The organism is Levilactobacillus mulengensis (assembly GCF_003946045.1).
GTDB classification, from domain to species: Bacteria; Bacillota; Bacilli; order Lactobacillales; family Lactobacillaceae; genus Levilactobacillus; species Levilactobacillus mulengensis.
Map to the genome: position 1 here is coordinate 41,933 of NZ_RHNW01000012.1, position 21,219 is coordinate 63,151.

The 21,219-nt window shown below is 51.3% G+C and carries 16 protein-coding genes; 13 read left to right on the forward strand and 3 right to left on the reverse strand.

The features are described 5' to 3' along the window. Window positions 1-691: 691 nt before the first annotated feature. Entirely contained in the window at window positions 692-1,012 is a 321-nt protein-coding gene (gene trxA / locus EKM84_RS10695; protein ID WP_125765755.1) for a thioredoxin, read from the forward strand. A 101-nt stretch (window positions 1,013-1,113) separates the two neighbouring features. On the opposite strand, the gene EKM84_RS10700 is transcribed toward trxA, so the two are convergent. Next, window positions 1,114-1,632 (reverse strand): YslB family protein, encoded by a 519-nt coding sequence (locus EKM84_RS10700; RefSeq protein ID WP_225418187.1) that lies wholly within the window; start codon window positions 1,630-1,632, stop codon window positions 1,114-1,116. A gap of 187 nt (window positions 1,633-1,819) precedes the next feature. Between EKM84_RS10700 and murI the strand changes: the two genes are divergently transcribed. The 5 genes from murI to EKM84_RS14215 are packed head-to-tail and all read left to right on the forward strand — an operon-like array spanning window position 1,820 to window position 4,487. After that, window positions 1,820-2,650 carry a glutamate racemase gene (murI, locus tag EKM84_RS10705; RefSeq protein ID WP_125765757.1) on the forward strand — a complete coding sequence of 277 codons (831 nt, stop codon included), beginning with the start codon at window positions 1,820-1,822 and terminating at the stop codon, window positions 2,648-2,650. Further along, entirely contained in the window at window positions 2,647-3,255 is a 609-nt protein-coding gene (locus tag EKM84_RS10710; protein WP_191988084.1) for an XTP/dITP diphosphatase, read from the forward strand. Before murI ends, EKM84_RS10710 begins: the two co-directional genes overlap by 4 nt. Next, the gene (locus tag EKM84_RS10715; RefSeq protein ID WP_125765759.1) at window positions 3,255-3,773 is read left to right on the forward strand and encodes a YfcE family phosphodiesterase; all 519 of its coding nucleotides are present in this window, start codon (window positions 3,255-3,257) and stop codon (window positions 3,771-3,773) included. The genes EKM84_RS10710 and EKM84_RS10715 overlap by 1 nt, the downstream gene beginning before the upstream one ends. 21 nt (window positions 3,774-3,794) lie before the next feature. After that, window positions 3,795-4,286 (forward strand): cyclic-di-AMP-binding protein CbpB, encoded by a 492-nt coding sequence (cbpB, locus tag EKM84_RS10720; protein ID WP_125765760.1) that lies wholly within the window; start codon window positions 3,795-3,797, stop codon window positions 4,284-4,286. Window positions 4,287-4,328: 42 nt separating this feature from the next. Continuing rightward, complete coding sequence (locus EKM84_RS14215; protein ID WP_164511382.1) at window positions 4,329-4,487, forward strand: hypothetical protein; 159 nt, start codon at window positions 4,329-4,331, stop codon at window positions 4,485-4,487. Window positions 4,488-4,592: 105 nt separating this feature from the next. On the opposite strand, the gene EKM84_RS10725 is transcribed toward EKM84_RS14215, so the two are convergent. Next, the gene (locus EKM84_RS10725; protein ID WP_125765761.1) at window positions 4,593-5,462 is read right to left on the reverse strand and encodes a mechanosensitive ion channel family protein; all 870 of its coding nucleotides are present in this window, start codon (window positions 5,460-5,462) and stop codon (window positions 4,593-4,595) included. 800 nt (window positions 5,463-6,262) lie between these two features. Between EKM84_RS10725 and EKM84_RS10730 the strand changes: the two genes are divergently transcribed. Next, window positions 6,263-6,667, forward strand: coding sequence for a DUF948 domain-containing protein (locus tag EKM84_RS10730; protein WP_125765762.1), 405 nt, complete (start codon window positions 6,263-6,265; stop codon window positions 6,665-6,667). A 26-nt stretch (window positions 6,668-6,693) separates the two neighbouring features. Then, window positions 6,694-7,089: a hypothetical protein gene (locus tag EKM84_RS10735; protein WP_125765763.1), complete on the forward strand. Its 396-nt coding sequence runs from the start codon at window positions 6,694-6,696 to the stop codon at window positions 7,087-7,089. A 119-nt stretch (window positions 7,090-7,208) separates the two neighbouring features. Here the strand turns inward: EKM84_RS10735 and EKM84_RS10740 are convergent, their stop codons facing one another. Beyond that, window positions 7,209-8,306: a M24 family metallopeptidase gene (locus EKM84_RS10740; RefSeq protein ID WP_125765764.1), complete on the reverse strand. Its 1,098-nt coding sequence runs from the start codon at window positions 8,304-8,306 to the stop codon at window positions 7,209-7,211. A gap of 483 nt (window positions 8,307-8,789) precedes the next feature. Between EKM84_RS10740 and ccpA the strand changes: the two genes are divergently transcribed. The 5 genes from ccpA to EKM84_RS10765 all read left to right on the forward strand — a co-directional run bounded on the left by ccpA (window position 8,790) and on the right by EKM84_RS10765 (window position 21,163). Then, window positions 8,790-9,791 (forward strand): catabolite control protein A, encoded by a 1,002-nt coding sequence (ccpA, locus tag EKM84_RS10745; RefSeq protein WP_125765765.1) that lies wholly within the window; start codon window positions 8,790-8,792, stop codon window positions 9,789-9,791. 968 nt (window positions 9,792-10,759) lie between these two features. Next, window positions 10,760-11,590, forward strand: coding sequence for a hypothetical protein (locus EKM84_RS10750; protein ID WP_125765766.1), 831 nt, complete (start codon window positions 10,760-10,762; stop codon window positions 11,588-11,590). 431 nt (window positions 11,591-12,021) lie between these two features. Next, complete coding sequence (locus EKM84_RS10755) at window positions 12,022-12,588, forward strand: KxYKxGKxW signal peptide domain-containing protein (RefSeq protein WP_125765767.1); 567 nt, start codon at window positions 12,022-12,024, stop codon at window positions 12,586-12,588. Next, complete coding sequence (locus tag EKM84_RS10760; RefSeq protein ID WP_125765768.1) at window positions 12,527-16,381, forward strand: leucine-rich repeat protein; 3,855 nt, start codon at window positions 12,527-12,529, stop codon at window positions 16,379-16,381. The genes EKM84_RS10755 and EKM84_RS10760 overlap by 62 nt, the downstream gene beginning before the upstream one ends. Window positions 16,382-17,260: 879 nt before the next feature. Beyond that, entirely contained in the window at window positions 17,261-21,163 is a 3,903-nt protein-coding gene (locus EKM84_RS10765) for a leucine-rich repeat protein (RefSeq protein ID WP_125765769.1), read from the forward strand. Window positions 21,164-21,219: the final 56 nt, after the last annotated feature.

The window sequence follows — 21,219 nt, forward strand, 5'->3', positions numbered from 1 at the left end:
AAAGTCACTGTTAAGGAAATTTCCACGGCTGAACTTATTTTCCCCGCCCTCACGGCTTACATGGTGTGAGGGCCCAACGGCGGAACCGTCACCGGGGCGTAGGGTGTGTAATAAATTAGCTTATGATTGATGGTCCCTCAGTGAATTACTTACTGGGGGACTTTTTGGTTAGGAGGACTATTGTCTAGCTGCGTTAATAACCGTGTGAGCAGGACCTGACCACAAATCTAAGAACAAGTGAGTGCGAACTAATTGATTTATGAGTTGCTTGATGTGGGGCAACGTCGTGTCAGTCGCGGGGTTAGTCAAAATGAGCCAATCCGGCCAGTGTAAGTGACCAGAGGCGGGTCAAAATGCCCAGCTGTGTCGGTGGTCTTGGCTGAGGTTTTTGCTCAGCCTAGTCCACGGGGCAACCTTTGCGACCGCATTTCAGGCGCAAAGTTGAGGTGGAAGCCCGGTCCTCAGGCTGGAATCGGCCCCATAGCAGGGCGTTTTGAACCCGCCGGCGGGAACGGACAATCGGCACAGCGTCACGGCTCATTTTCACCGACCCGGAGGTGCGGACAACGACGTCCCCCACACCAAATACAAATGCTAATAAATTGTAAGCAACTTAGTTGTGATTTCAAAAAATTCTGGTAGACTGAAAGATATGAAGTCGTGATTAAATTTGATAAGGAGGCAATTCTGAATGGCAGCAGTAGCAGAAACAACTGATAAGACCTTTGAACAGGACACCGCTAAGGGCGTAACCCTGACAGACTTTTGGGCAACTTGGTGTGGTCCTTGTCGGATGCAATCACCAGTCGTTGAACAATTATCCGAGGAAATGGACAACGTCACGTTCAACAAGATGGACGTTGACGCCAATCCTAACACGCCACAATCCTTTGGTATCATGAGTATCCCAACCTTACTCGTGAAGAAGGACGGCCAAGTGGTCGACTCTATCGTGGGTTACCACTCCAAGGACCAATTGAAGAAGATTTTGGACCAATACGTGGAAGCCTAGCGCGTTGGCAAACGGTCGTCACTGCGGTGGCGGCCGTTTTTTTTGGACGAAAAAAGCACTGACCCTCGTGGTAGCGCGGTCAGTGCTTACGTGAAACTTGGTTAGTTTTCTTCAGGTGAATCGGTAGGTTCGTCGTGAACCACCGCCAGTGGGGTGGGCGCATCATAGTCTGGAATGACATCTTCTGGATCGGTGTACACGTCGAAGGTGACGGTCGTGGCCTGCAACTTGTGGGGAGTTTCAATCAGCTCTGCTTCAGCGGAAACGCCCAGTTGTTGGGCCATCATTTCTGCCAGGAAGCCCGCTTCCAACGTGAAGTCGTCATCGCCCTGTAACTGTTTGCGCAGCTTAACGGGCGTGCCGCTGAGTTGCCAACGGGTCATTTGCGCCGTTTGTTTGATCAGGGCCAAGTGGCCAAAACCAGCTTGTTCAAAGAAGGTGGCGGCGTCCTTGGGATTACCGATTGGGAACCGGCGAGCCAATGATTTGCCAGCCCAGTAGCTGATATCGCCCTGGTCATCGCCCAACAATTCTGGGAGTAAGGCTTCTCTGAGTAACATTTGTGGCAGATTTGCGGCACCGTCGGCATCAGCCATGACGGTTTGATATAAGTTTTTCACGATGGTGGACTCCTTCATCCAATTAGTTTCTAAACTCATTATACCGTATTTGTTTCAGGAATATGACTATCCGGTAAATTTTACGGATATTTATGGGAATCGACGTTTTGCCTGGCAGGAAACTTGAAACCGGTTGATAAAAAGGCGATAATGGAGATTCAAGAACATCGAGAAGGAGCGTTGATTCATGCAAACAGATCCGATTGGTCTCATGGATTCAGGAGTCGGCGGTTTAACAGTTTTAAAGGAAGTTCAGCGGTTATTGCCAGCTGAAAATACGGTCTTTTTGGGCGACCAGGCGCGCTTGCCATACGGTCCCCGGTCGGTCGAAGAAGTCACGACCTTTACCCGGCAGATTGCGACTTACTTACGCCAACATGCCAACATGAAAGTATTTGTTATCGCTTGCAATACGGCGACAGCTGCGGCCTTAACGCAGATGCAGTCGGAGCTACCCGTGCCCGTGGTTGGGGTGATTGCCCCCGGGGCCACGACGGCGGCTAAGGTCACCAAGAACCATAAGATTGGGGTGATTGCAACGGAAGGCACCGTTAAGAGCGGCCAATATCAACAGGATATTTTGGCCGTCGATGCGCAGAATCAGGTCGTGAGTGTGGCTTGTCCCCAACTGGTGACGTTGGCCGAACACAACGATTTGACCTCGGCCCACGCCCAAGAAGTGGTTGCCCAAAACTTGGCACCATTTCAGGGAACTGACATTGATACGTTAGTCATGGGCTGTACCCATTTTCCACTGCTACGAGACGCCATTCAGCGGGCAATCGGCCCCGACGTCACGTTGGTTGATCCCGGCGTATCCGCGGCTGAACAGACCGCAGCGATTTTGAAGGACAAGCATGAACTGAACACCACGGGGCAACCCGTGACGGCGACGTATTACACGACCGGTGACGTTGACCAGTTTAATCAATTGGCCAGTGAGTGGTTAGATCTCGCACCGAAGCACGTCACCCACTTAGACATCAGCACGTTAGCGACCCCCGCGGAGGTAGAATAAGTATGGACAACACATTGGTAATCGCCACGAACAATGCGGGGAAGGCCCGTGAATTTCGTGCCATTTTTGAGCCGAAGGGGCTGACGGTGAAGACACTAGCAGACTTTCCTGACCTCACGCAGGTCGCGGAGACGGGGACGACCTTCACGGAAAATGCCACGCTGAAGGCGACCGCGGTGGCCAAACAGACCCAGTTGCCGGTTTTAGCGGACGATTCCGGTCTGATGGTCGACGCCCTCAATGGTGAGCCGGGCATCTATTCTGCACGGTATGCCGGCGACCACGATGATGCCAAGAACAATGCCAAATTACTGGCAAATCTGCAAGGCGTTCCCGCCGCACAGCGGGGCGCTGGGTTTCACACGTCGTTAGTGTTGATCAAGCCAAATGGTAAGAAACTCGTGGCCACGGGTGAGGTCCGCGGTGAAATTTTAACGGCCCCTCGCGGCGAAGATGGCTTTGGGTACGATCCGTTATTTTATGTGCCCGCCGAACACGCGACCTTTGCCGAAATGAGTTTGGCCCAGAAGAATCAACACAGCCACCGCGCTAAGGCGACGGCGGCAATGTTACCGCAATTCGATGAATGGTGGGAGGAAAAATAATGACACGTTGGCTGGTAGTCAGTGATAATCATGGAGACCGGGACATCCTGGTCAGTCTCAAGCAGGCCCTGCAACCGGATACCATTTTCCACTGTGGCGATTCTGAAATGAACGCCGATGATCCCTGGTTCAAGGGGGCGTACGTGGTGATGGGCAACATGGACTTTGATAGTCAGTTACCGTTGGTGCAGACGCCCACGGTTGACGGCTGCAAGGTTCTGTTGACGCACGGCCACTACGATGAGGTGCATTGGGACCTCACCAAGCTGAAATTGCACGCGGATCAGGAACAGGCAGATCTGGTCTTTTACGGTCACACCCATGAGCTGGCGGCCGAAGCGGTCGGGGGCCACGTTTTCGTGAATCCCGGTAGTATCAGTCAGCCGCGCGGTGAGTTCCGCCAGCTAGGAGGCACCTGTGCCATGATTACCGTGGAACCGACGCAATGGGTCGTGCAGTATTACACCCGTGACGCCCAGCCCGTGCCTGATTTAAAATTTACCTTTGACCGTTCGTAACTAGAAAGGATGACATGACCCATGATTGACCCTGCTGTTGAGCAGCTATTGCGCAATGACCCCAAGAGCTATGTGATTCCGGCCGCGGTCGTTGCCAACGTGACAGCGACCAATACGCTGGAGCATGCTTTGATGGTGCTCTCTAAGGTCGGGTACAGCCGGATTCCGGTCCTCGACCCCGATGATCACCTGCAGGGGATGATTTCGCTAGCCGCAATTACCGATAAATTGTTGCATGTGCCAGGCGCTGCGGTGGAACAGCTGAGCAACTACACCGTGGCCGACGCCATGTTACCGGTAGAGCACTGGGTAGACGACCCAGCTAAATTAGAAACAATCTTAAGCTATATGGTGGATGAACCCTTTATCCCGTTATTAAATCAGGATAATGTCTTTCAGGGCATCATTACCCGCCGCGAAATTTTAAAACGCGTAAACTACTTAGCCCACAATTTGGATGACCATTACGAGGTCACCCCACGGGAAAAAGTGATTGAAAATGGCGACCATTAGGCATTGGTGGCCCACAATCGATAAGTGAAGGGGGAATTTCTAATGAAACTGGTTTTAGGCATCCTGATTGGGATCCTCTGGCTATTTACGATTGGGTTAGCCTTCATGGCAGCCACCGGCGCCGGAAGTTACTGGTCATTTTTGATCCTATTTGTCCTGGTCCTATTCAGCACCATTGATTGGTGGCGGCTGGACCGCTAGGCAACTGAAAATTACAATTAGGAGAACAGGTGATGGCGGCGGCCGTTGCCTGTTTTTTTTCGTACAAAAAAGCTTGACCCAAGAAGACTCGCGTCAAGCTTCGTGTTATTTATTCTGGAGGGAATTGTGCGTGGGCAGGAGAATGCCGGCTTCACGAATCGCCTTGAGATAGGCGGTTAGAAAGGCGGCTTGTAAGCCAAATTGGCTGCCACTCTTGGCGACCAGGTTGACCTGATAGACCAGCTCGCCGGTCGGTAACGTGACCACGCCGGTGATGACGGGCTCGCCAACCACGCTGGGATGTTCCGGCAACAGGCGGTCGTTTGTGGCGTGAATAATAGCGGGTAACTTTTCGACCGGTGTCGTTGGGGCGATGGGAATGTTGATGGTCGCGTGCATGTCGTTACGTGAGCGGTTGGCCACGATGGTGATGTTGCGGTTGGGGATGAAGTTGACGGTCCCATCCGCCTCGGTAACCTGCGTGGTGCGCAAGCCCATGGCGGAAACGGTCCCGGTGATCAGTCCAATTTTAACCGTGTCACCCACGTCAAATTGTTGTTCCATCAGGATGGAAATCCCGGTGACCAAATCGCTGACAAAGCCCTGGGCACCCAGGCCTAAAGCCAAACTGAAGATTCCGGCACCGGCAACCAACGTCCCGACCGGCACGCCTAAAGTGGAGAGCATGGCGTAGGCCCAGAAGAAGATGATGGTGTAGTGAAACAGGTTCATCGTCAGCATGCTGATGGTCTGCAGGCGATTGGTTGGGCCTCCCTTAGGCACCAGGTAACGTTTGAAACTCCGGTTCAGAATCCACCGGCCCACCAGGTTGATCACGAAAAACAACAGGGTGAGAAAGAGCAGGCTCAGAAAGCGACTGGTGATCAGGTGCAGCACCTTTTCCCAATCGAAAGTATTTAAATAATGTTGCAGCCACTTGGAAGAGGTGGCTGTGGTGGTTACTAGGTCCGTCACGAGACGAGCCCTCCTTTACTTTTTTGATTTTACGGGTTAAACGTATCTTTGCTAACGCCTCCGGGCTGGTGAAAACTGGGCCTCGTCGTGTCCGTTCCCGGCGGCGCGCTCAAGGAGCCCTGCTGTGGGGCCGGTTCCAGCCTGAGAAGCGGGCTTCCACCTCAACTTTGAGCCTGAGGGGCGGTCTCAAAGGTTGTCCCATGGGCTAGGCTGGGAAAATACCCCAGCCAAGACCATCGACACAGCCGGGCACCTTGGCGCGCCTCTGGTTACTTCCGCGACTGACCCAGTTTTCCCAGCCCTGCGGCTGACGCGGGGTTGGCCCGTCAACGGATTTCTTAGCGTGCTGGTGGGCAACTGTAAATGAATACATGTGGGACATTTCTCGGCGGGAAAATCTGATTGAGTATCAGTTTACATAACGTAAAAAAACTGACGTAAAAATCATAGCTGAATCTTGGGCTGCGACAGTGTTAGCCGCAGGGAGGTTGAAAATGAGCTCAGCCGTGGGAGTTGCCTTAGTGGTTTACCACTTAGGCAACTGCTATCTTTGAGACTCGGTTTTGAGGCTCAAAGTAAGCCTGGAGACCGTTCTTTGGCTCCAGGCGGGCGCCCACCGCGTCCCGGCTCAGTTTTCAACCTCCCGGAGGCGCAAGCAAAGACAAAGGTTCAAGAACCAGCGCTATCCCATATTTTACTAGTCTTGACGAATAAAACCAATCGAATTCGGGGTTTTAATTGCGTGTAAGCGCTGAGAATGCTATTCTATTGGTAAGTAACGAGCACAAGGAGGGGTTGTCATGACCGGTGGACAAGTAGCGGGCCTAATCGCGGCGATTGCGTTTTTGATTTTGGTTCTCTTCATTGGCATGTTCTTAGTAAAGATGAATAAAACATTGAGTGAGGTGAATCGCTCGATGAAGACGATGACTTCGGATGTGGACGTAATCAGCCACCAAGCCGAGGACATCATGGCAAATGCCAACGAACTGTTGGAAGACGTGAACAAGAAAGTTGCGACCATTGATCCCGTTTTCCAAGCTGCCGCTGATTTGGGTGAAAGTGTTTCCGATTTAAACACCGCCACTCGTAATTTAACCGACCGGGTAAGTGAGACCGCCAAGACGACGGCAAAGACATCACTGGCCGCCCGCGCTGGCAAGACCGTGTTTGATTTGTACAAGAACCGCAGAAACAAAGAATAGTTGTTTACGGAAAGGGAGTCATGAAGATGGCAAAACACAAGTTATTAGCAGGATTAGTACTGGGTGGCGCAGCCTATGCGGCTTACCACGCCCTCGACTTGGAACAACGCGAAGCCTTAAAGGATGCCGCTCGTGACCGGTACAATGCCTTCAAGGACCGCGCTGTCGACTACGCGTTTTACGCAGCCGATGCCGCCGACGACTTCAAGGAAGCCTTAGACGACCGGTTGGCCGGTAAGAACGATGCGCCAGCTTGGCGGAACACGGATGCCGATGAAACGGCCGAAGATGAAGACGACGATATCGTCTTAAGCAGCGACCAGGTTCCTGATTTACCTAGCGAAGACGCCGATGCCGCTGATGAAGCCGACAACGACGAAACACCCGCTAGCGATGAACCAACGGCGGACAAGCCCGTTTAATTTAATGAGACTAGTTAGGAGTTGCGACTGCGGTCGTGGCTCTTTTTTATTTGGTCGATGAAAAAAATCCCCGCCATTTTCAACATGTGAAAGGCGGGAACTTATTTGGTAATCATTAATTACCCAACGTAAGTTAATTCCTTAGAGGTGTGGGTGAATGGTAAGCTGCCATCGGCGGTGACGTGAACACAGTCTTCGATCCGGACGCCGGCGACACCTGGGATGTAGATACCAGGTTCGATGGAGAAGCACATGCCGGGTTCGAGGACCAGGTCGTTGCCTTCCATGATGGATGGGAATTCATGATCGCTCATGCCCATCCCGTGGCCCAACCGGTGAATGAAGTATTCGCCGTAGCCGGCCTTGGTGATGATGTCGCGGGCAATCTTGTCGAGTTCAGCGGCGGTCATGCCAGGTTTAACGGCGGCTTGGGCGGTCAATTGGGCTTCCAAACAAACGTCGTAGATTTCCAGCTCTTTGGCCGTTGGGGTGCCTAAAGCAACCGTCCGGGACGCATCGGAAATGTAGCCATCGTAGACCGTTCCCAGGTCAAACAGCACCAGTTCGTTGTTCTGGAACTTGGTGTCGTTGGTGGCACCGTGGGGTTCTGCGGCATGGGCGCCGGCTTGCACCAGGCTACCGAAGGACATTTCCATAATACCTTCTTGCATCAAGGCGTATTGGAGTTCGGCAACGGCGGATTGTTCCGTCTTGCCAGCCTTAACTGCAGCAAAGCCGTGTTCAAAGGCGAAGTCGTCCCACTTGCCGGCGATTTCCAACTTCTTGATTTCTTCGGCCGACTTGATCAAACGCATGCGTTCGATGAAGCTGGTGATATCCAGGTCGAACTTAGGATTGTCGAATTGGGCAGCCAAGGCTTCCATCCGGGCAACAGGAAGTTGACCCTTTTCCAACGCGATGTGGTCGGGGTTGACGTGGCGTTGCTTGACTTGCGCGGCAATCATCGCCCAGGGGTTCTCGTGGTCTAAGTAACCAACGACGGGGAACTGCCAACCGGTTGCCTTAATCACTTCAACCTCTAAGGCTGGTGCGAAGATGAATGGGTCTTGGCCTGGAAAAATGACCAGGGCTAATACCCGTTCAATCGGGTCACTCCCAAAGCCAGTGAGATACTGGATAGTTTTGGGATTGCTGAGGTAGGTCATACTAGCGTGTTGTTCTGCGGTCCATTGCTGAATTTGTTCGAGTTTAGTCATTCAATCACCCCTTTAAAAGATGTGTTAATTATAGCATAAGCCAGAGACTAGTTGCACTTGTGAAAATGGGCGCTGTGTCTCGCAAAAAGCCGCACAGAAATAGGGCCGGTATTGCGGGGAAAATGCTGGTATATCAGGGAAAACCGATGCTAATATAATTGAAATTATATAGCGGAAAATGAAAATTAACTATTTCTCATAATTCGAGCGAATAAGGTCGGATTAATTTTTTATCACCCGCTAATTGATTTTGTTTTCTGTAAACGGCTTAACAACGCGGTTAAAGTGACCTATAGTAAACAATATCAGGGCCAAAGATTCTACCGTATGGGGAGATGTGCCTTGAAAATTCGATGAAATTAAGGTATTCTTTGATATGAAAGCGTTTTCAATGTTGCGTCCCTGAGTGACTTTCTGTATACTGGTCAAGTTGCTTGAAAACGAATGAAAACAAACCAAAACAAGGAAGAAAGGGCTATCGCTATGGAAAAACAAACAGTTACAATTTACGATGTGGCACGAGAAGCGGCGGTCTCCATGGCCACCGTCTCGCGGGTCGTCAATGGAAATCCCAACGTCAAGCCAGCTACACGAAAGAAAGTGCTTGAGGTCATTGACCGTCTTGACTACCGGCCAAACGCCGTTGCACGAGGCTTAGCAAGTAAGAAGACCACGACGGTTGGGGTCATCATCCCAGACGTCACCAACATTTACTTCTCATCACTGGCACGAGGTATCGATGACATTGCCATGATGTACAAGTACAACATTATCTTGACCAACTCCGATGAAAACGGCGGCAAGGAAGTTCAAGTGCTGAACACCTTGATGGCCAAGCAAGTTGATGGCATCATTTTCATGGGTAACCAGGTGACCGATGAGCTTCGTGAAGAATTCAAGCGTTCTAAGGCACCAGTTGTCTTAGCTGGTTCCGTGGATTCTGAAAAGGCGCAACCCAGTGTCAACATCGACTATGTAGCCGCTGTGGCGGAAGCCGTTAAGAATTTGATCGATCACGGCAATGAAAAGATTGCCTTCGTTTCCGGCTCCATGGACCAAGCCATCAACCACGACTACCGGTTGAAAGGTTACAAGAAGGCCCTGAAGGACGCAGGGATTGCTTACGATGACAAATTGGTCTTTGAAACGGACTACACGTACAAGGCGGGCCAATCACTCGAACCAGCCTTGAGCGCAGTGGGTGCCACGGCTGCCTTTGTCGGCGACGACGAACTGGCCGCTGGTGTGATGAACGGCTTAACCGATGCCGGCATCGACGTTCCTGGTGAGTTTGAAGTCATCACCAGCAACGATACGAAGCTGACCGAATTGGTTCGGCCTAAGATGAGTTCAATCACACAACCATTGTATGATATTGGTGCCGTTGCCATGCGTCTGCTGACGAAACTGATGAACAACGAAACTGTTGAAGAGAACACCGTTATCTTGCCTTACGGGTTAATGAAGCGGAGTTCGACTAAATAAGCGTCATGAAAAGGTTCCGGAACCCGTTTCCAGAACCTTTTCATATACATAATTTTTGCTTTCGTGAAAACTGTGCCGGTACGCGGTTGCGTGTGCTGTTCGTTCCCGGCGGCGGGCTCAAGACGGCCTGCTATGGGGTCGGTTCCAGCCTGAGGAGCGGGCTTCCACCTCAACTTTGTGCCCGGGAGGCGGTCACAAAGGTTGCCCGGTGGACTAGGCTGGGAAAGAACCCCAGCCTAGTCCACCGACACAGCTGGCCGTCTTGGCCCACCTCTGGTCACTGACACTGACCGTGTTGGCGCAGTTTCACTAGCTTTGTGGCAGGGAATGGATTTACTACGATATTATTGGTGGCTGAGGCCAGTTACTGGTGGGGCTAAAGTTGCCGAGACAGCTTGTAATATGGATAAAGGCAAAGCTTTGCATGTCGCTGAGTGTCTATCGATGGGGCGATGTTAGCCGCAGGAAGCCAGGAACGTAGCCAGCTGTGTCGATGGTGTTAGCTGGTGATTCTCCAACCTACATTTTGGGGATTGCTGTATTCTTACTGGTTTTCCTGGTTAGCTTGAAATTTGCTAGACAGGAGTCGAGTGACTTCGTTAATACTGAAATGGTTAATTGGGATGCCGGTGACATGATCAATGTTAGTGACCAGAGGTGGGTCAAGGTGAACAGCTGTGTCGGTGGTCTTAGCTGAGTGAATTTTCTCAGCTTAGTCCACGGGGCGCCCTTTGAGACTGGTGGGTTTCCAGGCTTAAAGGCGAGCTGGAAGACCGCTTCTCAGGCTGGAAGCGTTCCCCACAGCAGGGCACCTTGAACCCACTGCCGGGAACGACACTTTTGAGCGATGGGACAGTAGGGGAACAATTGTGTAAGATTTCGCCCAATTAAGCTGCTCTTAACCAATCTGAAATTTAGATGTGCTACAATGATAAGCAAATCATATTGGGTAACGGGAGGTGGTTCTTATGAGTGAAAATAGTCGCATGGCGCGCTACCACTCAGATGAAGAACCGGAACCACAACAAGCACCACAAACAACTGAAACGTATCAACGACGCCCAGCCTTGGCCCGGTGGGTGGCTTTTCTAATCCTATTATTGACGGTCAGTGTGGGCCTGAAACTCACCGTGTTTAACGCCAACTATACGGCGGGCGTGGTGTCACGCTCGTCGGTTGGTGAAAAGGTCATCAACCACGTCAACGATGATCTGCAAAACCTGGGTGTCTCCGGGGCGCCGGTCACGTCTAGCTTGATGCAACCGTATTTAGCCATGGGTGTTGCCAAGCTCTACGGCGAAACAATCGATGCACCGGTCGACACCACGGACCTGTCCGCTGCCATCAGCACGCAGGCCCAAACCATGGGCGTGACCGCTACTGCGGGAATGACCACGGCCATCGCTAAACAGGCGAAAAAACGGGCCCAGGCGGCGTTTAGCACGTCTGCCATGTCCCAGGCTGCCATCCAGGTACAACGGGCCAAGAAGATTAATTTTGCGGTCCTCCTGGGGAGCATCCTGTTACTGATTGTCACGTTCTTCTATGCCTTCAGTGTGCACCACGTGTTTGCGAGCCTGGGCTCCGGTATGACGGTCGGTGGTCTACTGACTGGTCTAGTCGGTATCGGCGGTTATTTCTTCTTGCCGTACGTGGTAACTAGTACCAGTAAGACGGCTGCGAACCTGCTAACTACGATTGGCCGCAGTGGTCTCGGCGTCATTATTTTTGCTGGTGTGGCGGAAATTGTGATTGGTCTGGTCGTTATGCTGGGTCACCGGACATTTCGAAAAGAATAGAAATTAGTTGAGGAGCTGGGTGAAAACCGCGGCTCCTTTTAATTTGTGCGCAAAAGACGTTTAGCAATGGTCCGTAGTCTGGGCTCATCGCTGAATGTCTTTTCATTTACAAATTTTTTAGTGAAAACGGTGTACCCCATGTCGAATTGGTTAAGCGGCAATTCTTTTTATTAGATTGACTTTTATTTAAATTATTTGTTGACGGGCGCAATTCTTGGGGATAAAATATGAATAACTTTAATGTGTAAATGGAAAGAACCACCGAATAAATGGCTATCTAACAGCGTTTGAAAAACGATTTGGCGCCACAAACTAAAATTAGTAGTATTGATTAGTTTGGGCGTTAAAATATCAGGGCAACATGCGGACCGAGAAATTGGGTAGATGTTCAGTGGGAGTGGCCATCCCCGCCTTAAGAGGAGTAAGGAATCGTGCAAGAGAAAAAACATTACAAAATGTACAAGGATGGGAAACATTGGGTGGTTGCCGCTGTGACCGTTGCCGCCATGGGACTAGGAACCATGATCGGCCAAGGGACAGTTGCCCATGCCGAGACCGCCTCAACCGGGACGGACAGTAGTCAATCAGCGACCGGGACGCAAACAACGACCGGCTCGACCGCAACTTTGAAAACCAGTGGGGCGGCTGAAGAGACTTCAACAGAAAAAGAGTCACCACGGGAAGATGAGACGACTGGTGAGAAAGGCACTGAGACGAGTGGCCTGAATCAAGGGACTAAAGAAGTTACGAATGATACTGAAGCTGCGTCAGGCTCAGATGCCGGTTCAGGTGTGGACTCAGATACGGGTAAAGACGTAAATTCAAATACAGATACAAACTCAGATACAGATAAGCAAACGACCGATGCCGATTCGCAGGCAGCGGCTAAGGAAACGTCTGACGCCGAGGTAGTTGTGGACAAATCAGCTCAGAATAATGATAGCAAAACGTCTGACGGAACCACTGGGACTAACACAATTAAGCCAGACGACCGATGACCAGACATCTGATTCAGACAAAAATGGGACTAACGTCAATCAAATCAAGCAAGACGTTTTGGACGTTAACAGTTTAGAGGACGCCAAGGTGTCTGATTTAGCAGGCTCATTGTTGCAAATGCCAGCTGGTAAGTTGGGTATGCTGAAAATCATGGACCTGTCAGCCGAGGTGCCAACGACTGATGCCAGTTTTGTGTATACCTACCATGATGATGGCACCGCGACCCTGGATGGGGTTGCCAGTGTGGTTAATTCGACCACTCTGACGATTCCGGGAACCACGGTTAATGAGGAGAATAAGCAGACGTATGCTGTTACTGCCATTGCCAGTGGCGCCTTTGCCAGTAGCACAGGACGGACGGCTAATGTGTCAACCGTTGTGATTGGTGATGGTATCAAGAGTATTGGGACTAATGCATTTGCTTACCTGAAAAATCTGCAGGTGGTTGATCTTAGTGAAAATCACACTTTGGAAACGATTGGTGATCGGGCGTTTGTTAGTACTGGTGTGACGTCCTTAACGTTACCGGAGACAGTGACTAGTATTGGCGACAGTGCATTTACGTATGATAACTTAACGACGCTTGATTTAAGCCAAGCAACGAATCTAAAAACGATTGGCGACGAAGCCTTCTTGGGCAGCAAAATTGATTCCTTAGTCTTGCCTGACAGTGTAACGACTATTGGGGATGAGGCCTTTAAGTTCAACAGCAATCTGACAAATGTAAAGCTCTCGAAAAGTTTGACCAAGATTGGGGACTCTGCCTTTGCCGGCGCTAAGATTACTAGTCTCAACCTTAATGGTGCGACGATTGGGGCCGGGGCTTTTGAGGATAACCAAGATTTAACCACGGTAACCTTGGGTTCTGACGTGACCGAAATTGGGGAGTCAGCATTCAATGGTGATAAGAATTTAACGACGCTAAATATTCCGAGTGATAGTCAGTTAACCACTATTGATGCCAGTGCCTTTTATGGGACCGGGTTAACGGCCGTGCACTTTCCAGCTACTCTGACTTCAATTGGGACTGCGGCCTTTGAATCGAACACTGATTTGGCTGATGTCACGTTTGCTGGTCAGGCGGCGAACGACGACCTCACTATTGGGGAAGACGCGTTTGCTTATGATGGGCATATTGTGAACCTGAGTCTGCCAGCTAACCTGGTGACGATTAGCAAGGAAGCTTTTGCCGCAGATAATTTAAAGGATGCTACCGGTAATACAATTGGTGGGCTGAAAACAGTGACCTTTGCCGATGGCAGTCGACTGACAACTGTGGGTGACAGTGCGTTTGTTTATGACACGGTTTTGGAAGATATTACTTTGCCAGATAGTGTGACGACAATTGGCACGCAAGCCTTTTTAGCTAATTCAGCGCTGAAGAGCTTCACCTTACCAGCGAGTCTCCAAAGTATTGGTAATAACGCTTTTACCTATGATGATGGGCTCAAGACGGTAGACACTAGTAAGGCGAATCAATTGGAAAAAATTGGCGATGGGGCCTTTGAATATTCTGGGATCACAGACTCTGGTCAAACTGATGCTGATGGCAATCCCATTTTTGTGATGCCAACCAACACCCAGACGATTGGAAACTATGCGTTTGCTGGAAGTCATATCAAGACAGTCAGCTTTAATGATGGCCTTCAGACAATTGGCAACAATGCATTTAGCTACAATGAGCTGGATGGCAGCCTCAATTTGCCAAACTCAGTGACAACTGTGGGGGCGAAAGCCTTCTATGGGAATCAAATTAAGGGGGTCACAGTCCCATCAGCAGCGAATGTTGGTGAAGCGGCCTTTGACTATAACCGGATTACCCAGCTGTCAACGAGTGCGGATAACGGGGCAGTTGCCTTGAACCAATTTGCGGCTTACTTTGGTAATTCTAAGAATGTGACAATTGATACGCTATTTGATACGCAGGTTGGCGATTTAACTAATAAAAACTTGGTTATTGATGCGACTTCTCTGACCAATGGTGTGACATACAATCAGGCTGATGGCACTTTCAGTATTCCGGAAGGGACAGCTGGATTTAAATTCAATTGGTCTCTGCCAGGTGCGGATGGTACTAACCTCTATGGTGGGGCCTATCAAGTCGTCTTGAATGATCCAGTGATTAAGGTCGTCGATGGGCAAGCCTGGTACAAGGATAATTGGACCCCTGCGGATAACTTTATTAGTGCCAAAACACTAAATGGCGACGTCATAGATTTTAGTGCGTTAACTGTGACGGCTGCGAAAGTAACAGGAGGTTCTGTGACGGAGCCCGTGACAGAATCTGTTCCGGTTAATCAGGTAACACAGACGGCTGGGACCTACCTCATCACATACAGTTATAATGGGGAAGATGCGCAAACAATTACCTTGACCGTTTCTAAGCGACAAGGAACCTACACGTTGACGGGTAATCAAACGGTTCAGTATACAGGAACCACCCCAAAACTAGTTGCGGCAGATGGTAACTATCAAGTTACGATGTCTGACGGGTTTGTGTACACGGTCAAGGATGATGACCTGGAAATTGTGCCAACTGAGACAGACACTCGTACAGCAACCAGCAACTTACCAAATGTGGGGACCTACCGGGTGCAACTGAAAGAATCAGCGATTGATCGGGCGATGAGTGAGGCGCCCTCTGCGGACCTTTTTGAATGGACGGATAAGAATTCAACGGCAACGTTGACCATTACGCCAGCCAAGATTACGGTGTCTGTTAAGGGTGACCAGACCGATGGCGTTACGCAGTTAACCAAGGTTGCCGGAACCGACGATCCCACACCAACGTTTGTGGTGACAGCCGACGATGACGAAACGCAAACGCCGCTGACTAACTTCCCCTTGACCATTGGCTATACTCGAGAACAGGGTGAGACTGTTGGAGTATATAAATACATGCCATCTGTTCAAGGCACTGACGCGGTATCTGCGTCTAACTTTGACGTCACCTACCTGCCGGCAACGTTAAAAATTGCAGCGGCACCAGTCACGGTGTCTGGTAAGAAATACACCATGACGGTGGGGGATGCAACGCCAACGGCCGCAGACTTCGGTGCCACGGGGACGGATGAAAATGCCCAAGCCGTGACGGCTGATAAAATTGTTTTGGATTTAAGTAACGCTAACTTGACCAAGGCTGGCGATTACCAAGTTACGCTTAGCTATGGCAAGCAGCCTAACGAGCAGACAATTTCGGTTCCCCTGCACGTTAATGCGGCCGCAACCGGCGGCGATACCGGTAATTCTGGCAATCAGACCGACCCAGACACGGGCAACGGTGGTGGCGCGACGACTGAGCCAACCACACCGACGAAGCCGGTTAAACCAACCACGCCGGTAAAGCCGACGAAACCAGCAAAGCCGACGAAACCAGTAACGCCAACGACACCTGTGATGCCAGCTAAGCCGACCCCTGGGCAGAGTGGTGATCAGTATATTGTCAGCGAATCGGGGACACATGAAAATGTCTCCGCTGGGACGTCTGGAGAACACGATGTGCAACAGTTCTTGGTGAAATCCGGTGGGGCAGCCGCCATGGTTCAAATGGCTGACGATGCGCCAACGGCTAGTCACCAGACTGCAGCGACACGGTTAGCTAAGGCAACCATGGCAACCGCGCCAGCAACTACCAAGCGGAACCAAGGCACGCCCGCAACGTCAACCACGGACCAACCGGCAGCTACTAAACTGCCGCAGACGGGCGACGCGCAAACCCCATGGTGGGCCTTGTTAGGCACCCTATTAGGTGGATTGAGCCTGGTTGGTTGGCAACGAAAGCGTCATGACTAAACCACGTTAGAAGTTATTAAATTTAAAGCAACGCCTCATCAGAGAAACTCAGCCAGATTAACCGCTGATTTCTCTGATGGGGCGTTTTTGCGTTCACTGTCAGGCAAATTGTCGCTCCTTCTTGATTGAAAAAAGTGGCAGGTCCCACTGGTGCCTCCTGATTTTCTAATTTTGTTTGGTTGTTCACATTGATTTGTCATTTTGAGCAATTGAGCCGTGAATTATAGGTGGACAAAGGACTGATGCTATCGATGATTTCGATGACTAAAAATCTAAAGGCTGATTTATCAGGGGATAGCCGATAGTTTGTACAGAAACCGTTTTAGACGTGAACTAAAGGTCATCTTAAGTTAAAACAGCTGGCCAGGGAGAGAGTAATGTGCAAATTGTATTTTGCCAAAAAACTAGATTAACCAAATTCTAATTGTCAACAAAAATACTGTTACAATGCGACTCTAGACTATTATTTCATTTGATAATATGCTATAGTAACGCCATATAACAAAGCAAAAAGTAGACACAATGTCCTAAAATTAATCTGTATTTACACAACGCTTGGTTGCAAGTCAAGAGCGCTAACTAGGAGCCTAAGTGGCGGCTTGCTTAACCGTGAGTGTGACCTTTCAATCATGGGGTTAGGGACTATTGCGTCGAAATAAGTTTCAAATGAACAGTCGTTAGGGATTTATAAAGTTGAGGAAAATGATTAGTGACTTGGTAAGGCTTAGAGCCTAACTTGATTTCACAAGTGGGGTTTAGTTGCACTCATTGATTGAGGCGCTAATATGCTAAGTAAGAGATTAACTAGCCGGTCATTTAGTTGTTGATAGACAGGCTTTGGGGGACAAGGGACTCCAACGGTGAGAGGGGTAAACAACGATGCAAACAAAACAACACTACAAGATGTACAAGGATGGCAAGCACTGGGTCTTCGCAGCAATTACGGTCGTGGCGGTTGGTTTGGGAACGCTGGTTGGGCAAGAGACGGCCCATGCGGACACCGACACGACTAGTGGGGACAGCGTGAGTCAACAGAGTTCAGGTACGGGGAGTTTGACGGATAAAGTCGTGCCTATTGCTAATCCAACGAGCGACGCTGAAAATGCAAGCGCTGCCGTGGCGGGCACGGTTACAGAGAACGATGATGCAAGCGAAAATGACGCCGAAACGGGTGCCGGCACCGGGACGGAAACGGGGTCATCAGTGGACAATGGTGACATCGCTACCGGCAGTGAGTCGGATAACAGTGTCGACCAGGAAAATGGTAAGACCAGTAGCCAGAATGATGATCAATCGGCTGCGGGTGAAAAAGTAGCGCCCACTAATACAGAAAATGGGCAGCAGTCACAGGAAGATACCAATGATGGGTCAACCAGGACTGACACGGAAACGGGGACACCAGCTTCTGACGCCAACAATCAAGAAAAATCGAATGACCAGTCTGCTTCAGGGACTGAATCAAACAACGATGTTACGAATAATGATCAAAAATCTGACCAGCCCGGCAATACGTCAGTTCAGCCGGTGTCAGCGGTCGGCTTTTCAGCGACCCAAATGGCGCGGGTAGCCTTACCAGCGACGGATCAAAGCAATTTTCTGTTTGGCTATGATGACGACACTGAGACGGAGACACTGCTGACGCTGAACAATCAGGCATTGTCGGGCACAGTTGTGATTCCAACGACTGTGACCAATGGCGGTAAGACTTACAACGTCACGGCTATCGGGGATGGTGCCTTCTACAACCAACCAGACCTAACGAAAAACATTACGGGCCTGGTGATTGGGGACGGTATCACGTCGATTGGGAACTACGCGTTTGGGTATCTGAACAATATCAAGGTCGTTGATTTAAGTGAAAACCATACGTTAACGAACATTGGTGAAGGGGCCTTTCTCAGTAGCAGTATCACCGACCTAGTTTTACCGGCGACCGTGAAGACGATTGGGGCCGGCGCCTTTGAATACAACACGCAACTGGCGAACGTCGACTTCAGTCAGGCGACCCAGTTAGAGAGCATTGGCGACCTCGCCTTTGCCGGAGATGAGTCCTTGACGAGCTTAAACATCCCCACGTTGACCACCATGGGCACGGCGGCCTTTGCCGGCACGACGAGTCTCCAGAGCCTGACCCTGGGGGATGGTGTCTTACAAATTGGTGATAACGCCTTCTCAAGCTACCAGAGTGGGGATGTCAGTTTTGATCCCGACACCGCCCTGACCTCGGTCGACTTTGGTAACGGTCTACAAACGATTGGCAACTACGCCTTCACGTACGATGGCGGCATCGGCACGCTGAACCTGCCGGCGAGTCTGACCAGTATCGGCGACTATGCATTCGGTGCCATGACGACCAAGGACGCTGCGGGCAACACGGCCGGTGGCTTGACCACGGTCAACTTTGCCGATGGCAGCCAGCTGATCACGATTGGCAATTCGGCGTTCATCTACGACACCATGCTGGCCAACGTCACCTTACCCGCCAGCGTCATGACCATTGGCGATCAGGCCTTCCTGGCGAATTCCTCGCTGACCAGCATCACCTTGCCCGCCAGCCTGGTCACGATTGGCGCTAACGCGTTCACCTACGATTCTAAATTAACGACTGTGGACACCAGTGAAGCCACGGCGCTCACCACGATTAAGAGTGGGGCGTTTGAATATGCTGGGCTGACAGGAAAACTGACCCTGCCACCGGCCTTAACCACCATCGGTGACCTGGCCTTTGCCGGGAACCATTTGGAAACGTTGACGGTCAATGACAACCTCACGACGATTGGCACGAGCGCCTTCACCTACAACGCCTTGGGCGGTCAGTTGGACCTCAGTAACACGGCGCTCACGACAATTGGCAAGCAGGCGTTCTTCGGAAATCAATTGGCAGGCGTTCAGGCGCCAACGTCGACAAAAATTGGCGCCAATGCGTTTGACTACAACCGATTGACCGGTCTGACTGCCGCGGGTGACATGGCGATCCTGGCCCAAAACCAGACGGCCACCATCTTCACGAGTAAGGCGAAATTAAATTCAATCGATGATCTATTTGACGTTGCGGTGGGTGACCTCAAAAACGCTGATTTAACCTTGACCAAGTTGTCTAACGGCGTGACCTACAGCAATGGCAAATTTACCATTCCGGATAGCGTGGAGAACTTCACGTTTGCCTGGACGCTGACCGACAGTACCGGCGCCACCTACACCGGGAATTACCAAGTTGTCTTGAATGACCCGAAGATTCAAGTGGCCAACTCGACGGTGTGGTACGGCGATGGCTGGCAACCGACGGACAACGTGGTCAGTGCCGTGATGACTAACGGCGACAAAATTGACCCGGCCAACTTGGCAGTTACGATTACCGATGCTAAGGGAAATCCGGTTGCGACAGATCAAATGACGCAAAACGCGGGTATCTACGACGTGACCTACAGTTACGATGGGGTTGATTCTGCGACGGCTCAGGTGACCGTCATCAAACGGGAAGCCAGCTACAGTCTGTCCGGTAACGCTACCGTCACGTATACCGGCAAGGCGCCCGTCTTTGACGCCTCGCAGTACACGTTAACGTTGTCCGATGGGTTCGTTTACACCCTGAAGAGCGGCGATTTAATCGTCACGCCATCCGGATCGACCAGCACGTCTAAATTTAACGGCAAGACCTCCGCCCTGACGGCGGCCTCGCTGCCAAACGTGGGGACGTACCAGGTCAGCCTTGACCCGGACGCCATTGCGCGGGTTCAGGCGGAAGCGCCTGCCAGTGACTACTATGACTGGATCGATAACGGGACCGACGCGACGTTGACTATTGTGGCGGCACCGCTGACGGTCAATGTGGCCAGCGCGACTAAGGATGCCGGCACCGCTGATCCAACGCCTGCGTTTACGGTGACCGATAGCCAGGGCAATGCGATGACGACTTCTGGTCTGCAGGTGACGCGGGTGCCCGGTGAAACGGCCGGCGATTACGCCTACCTGTTGGATACCAGTCAGTTGGATGCAAATTACACGGCCGCCAACGTCACCCTTGGCAAATTGACCATCACCCCGGTGGCGGCAACGTTGACCGGGAGTGACTACACCATGCAGGTCAATGGCACCGCCCCGACACTCGCTGACTTTAAGGCCGCGGCAACGGATACCAATGCCGTACCGGTCGCCGATAGTGAGCTGACCCTGGATATGGGGGATGCGGACCCGACCAAGGTCGGTGACTACACTGTGACACTGCATTACGGTGAATTGACCAAGACGGTGACTCTCCACGTCGTTGCCCCAACCACAGGCGGCGGTGGTGGGACGACGGATCCTGGTAACGGGGGCAACCCGGATGTCACGGACCCAACCGATCCGACTGATCCGACCGACCCCACTGATCCCGTTAAGCCCGTTGATCCAGCTAAGCCGACCGACCCGACTGATCCTAACGATGTGCACAAGGTCATTAGTGACCAAGGAGTTCGTAAGAAGGGGGCTGGCGCAACCCTCAACGTGCAGGCTAAAAAGAGTGCGCAAAAGACGCTTGAACGCTACAATGGCGGCGTTGGCGCCGCGATTACGGGTGACCCAGCAACGGGGACCCTGCACCATGGTGGGGATGGCGCTTTGATTACGTCAACCGTCACGGCAACAAGCGCTAAGAAGGTGGCCGCACAGCCGGTTGTCGCACCCGTCACGAAGACAACGTTGCCACAGACCAACGAGGCCCCGACAACCTGGTGGGCAGCCTTAGGCGTCTTGTTAGGTGGACTTGGCCTTGCAGGATTGCAGAAACGGCGTCATGAATAAATACTGTGAATGCCAGATGACAAACTAGCTCACGAAAAAGAGGACCGGCCCCGATG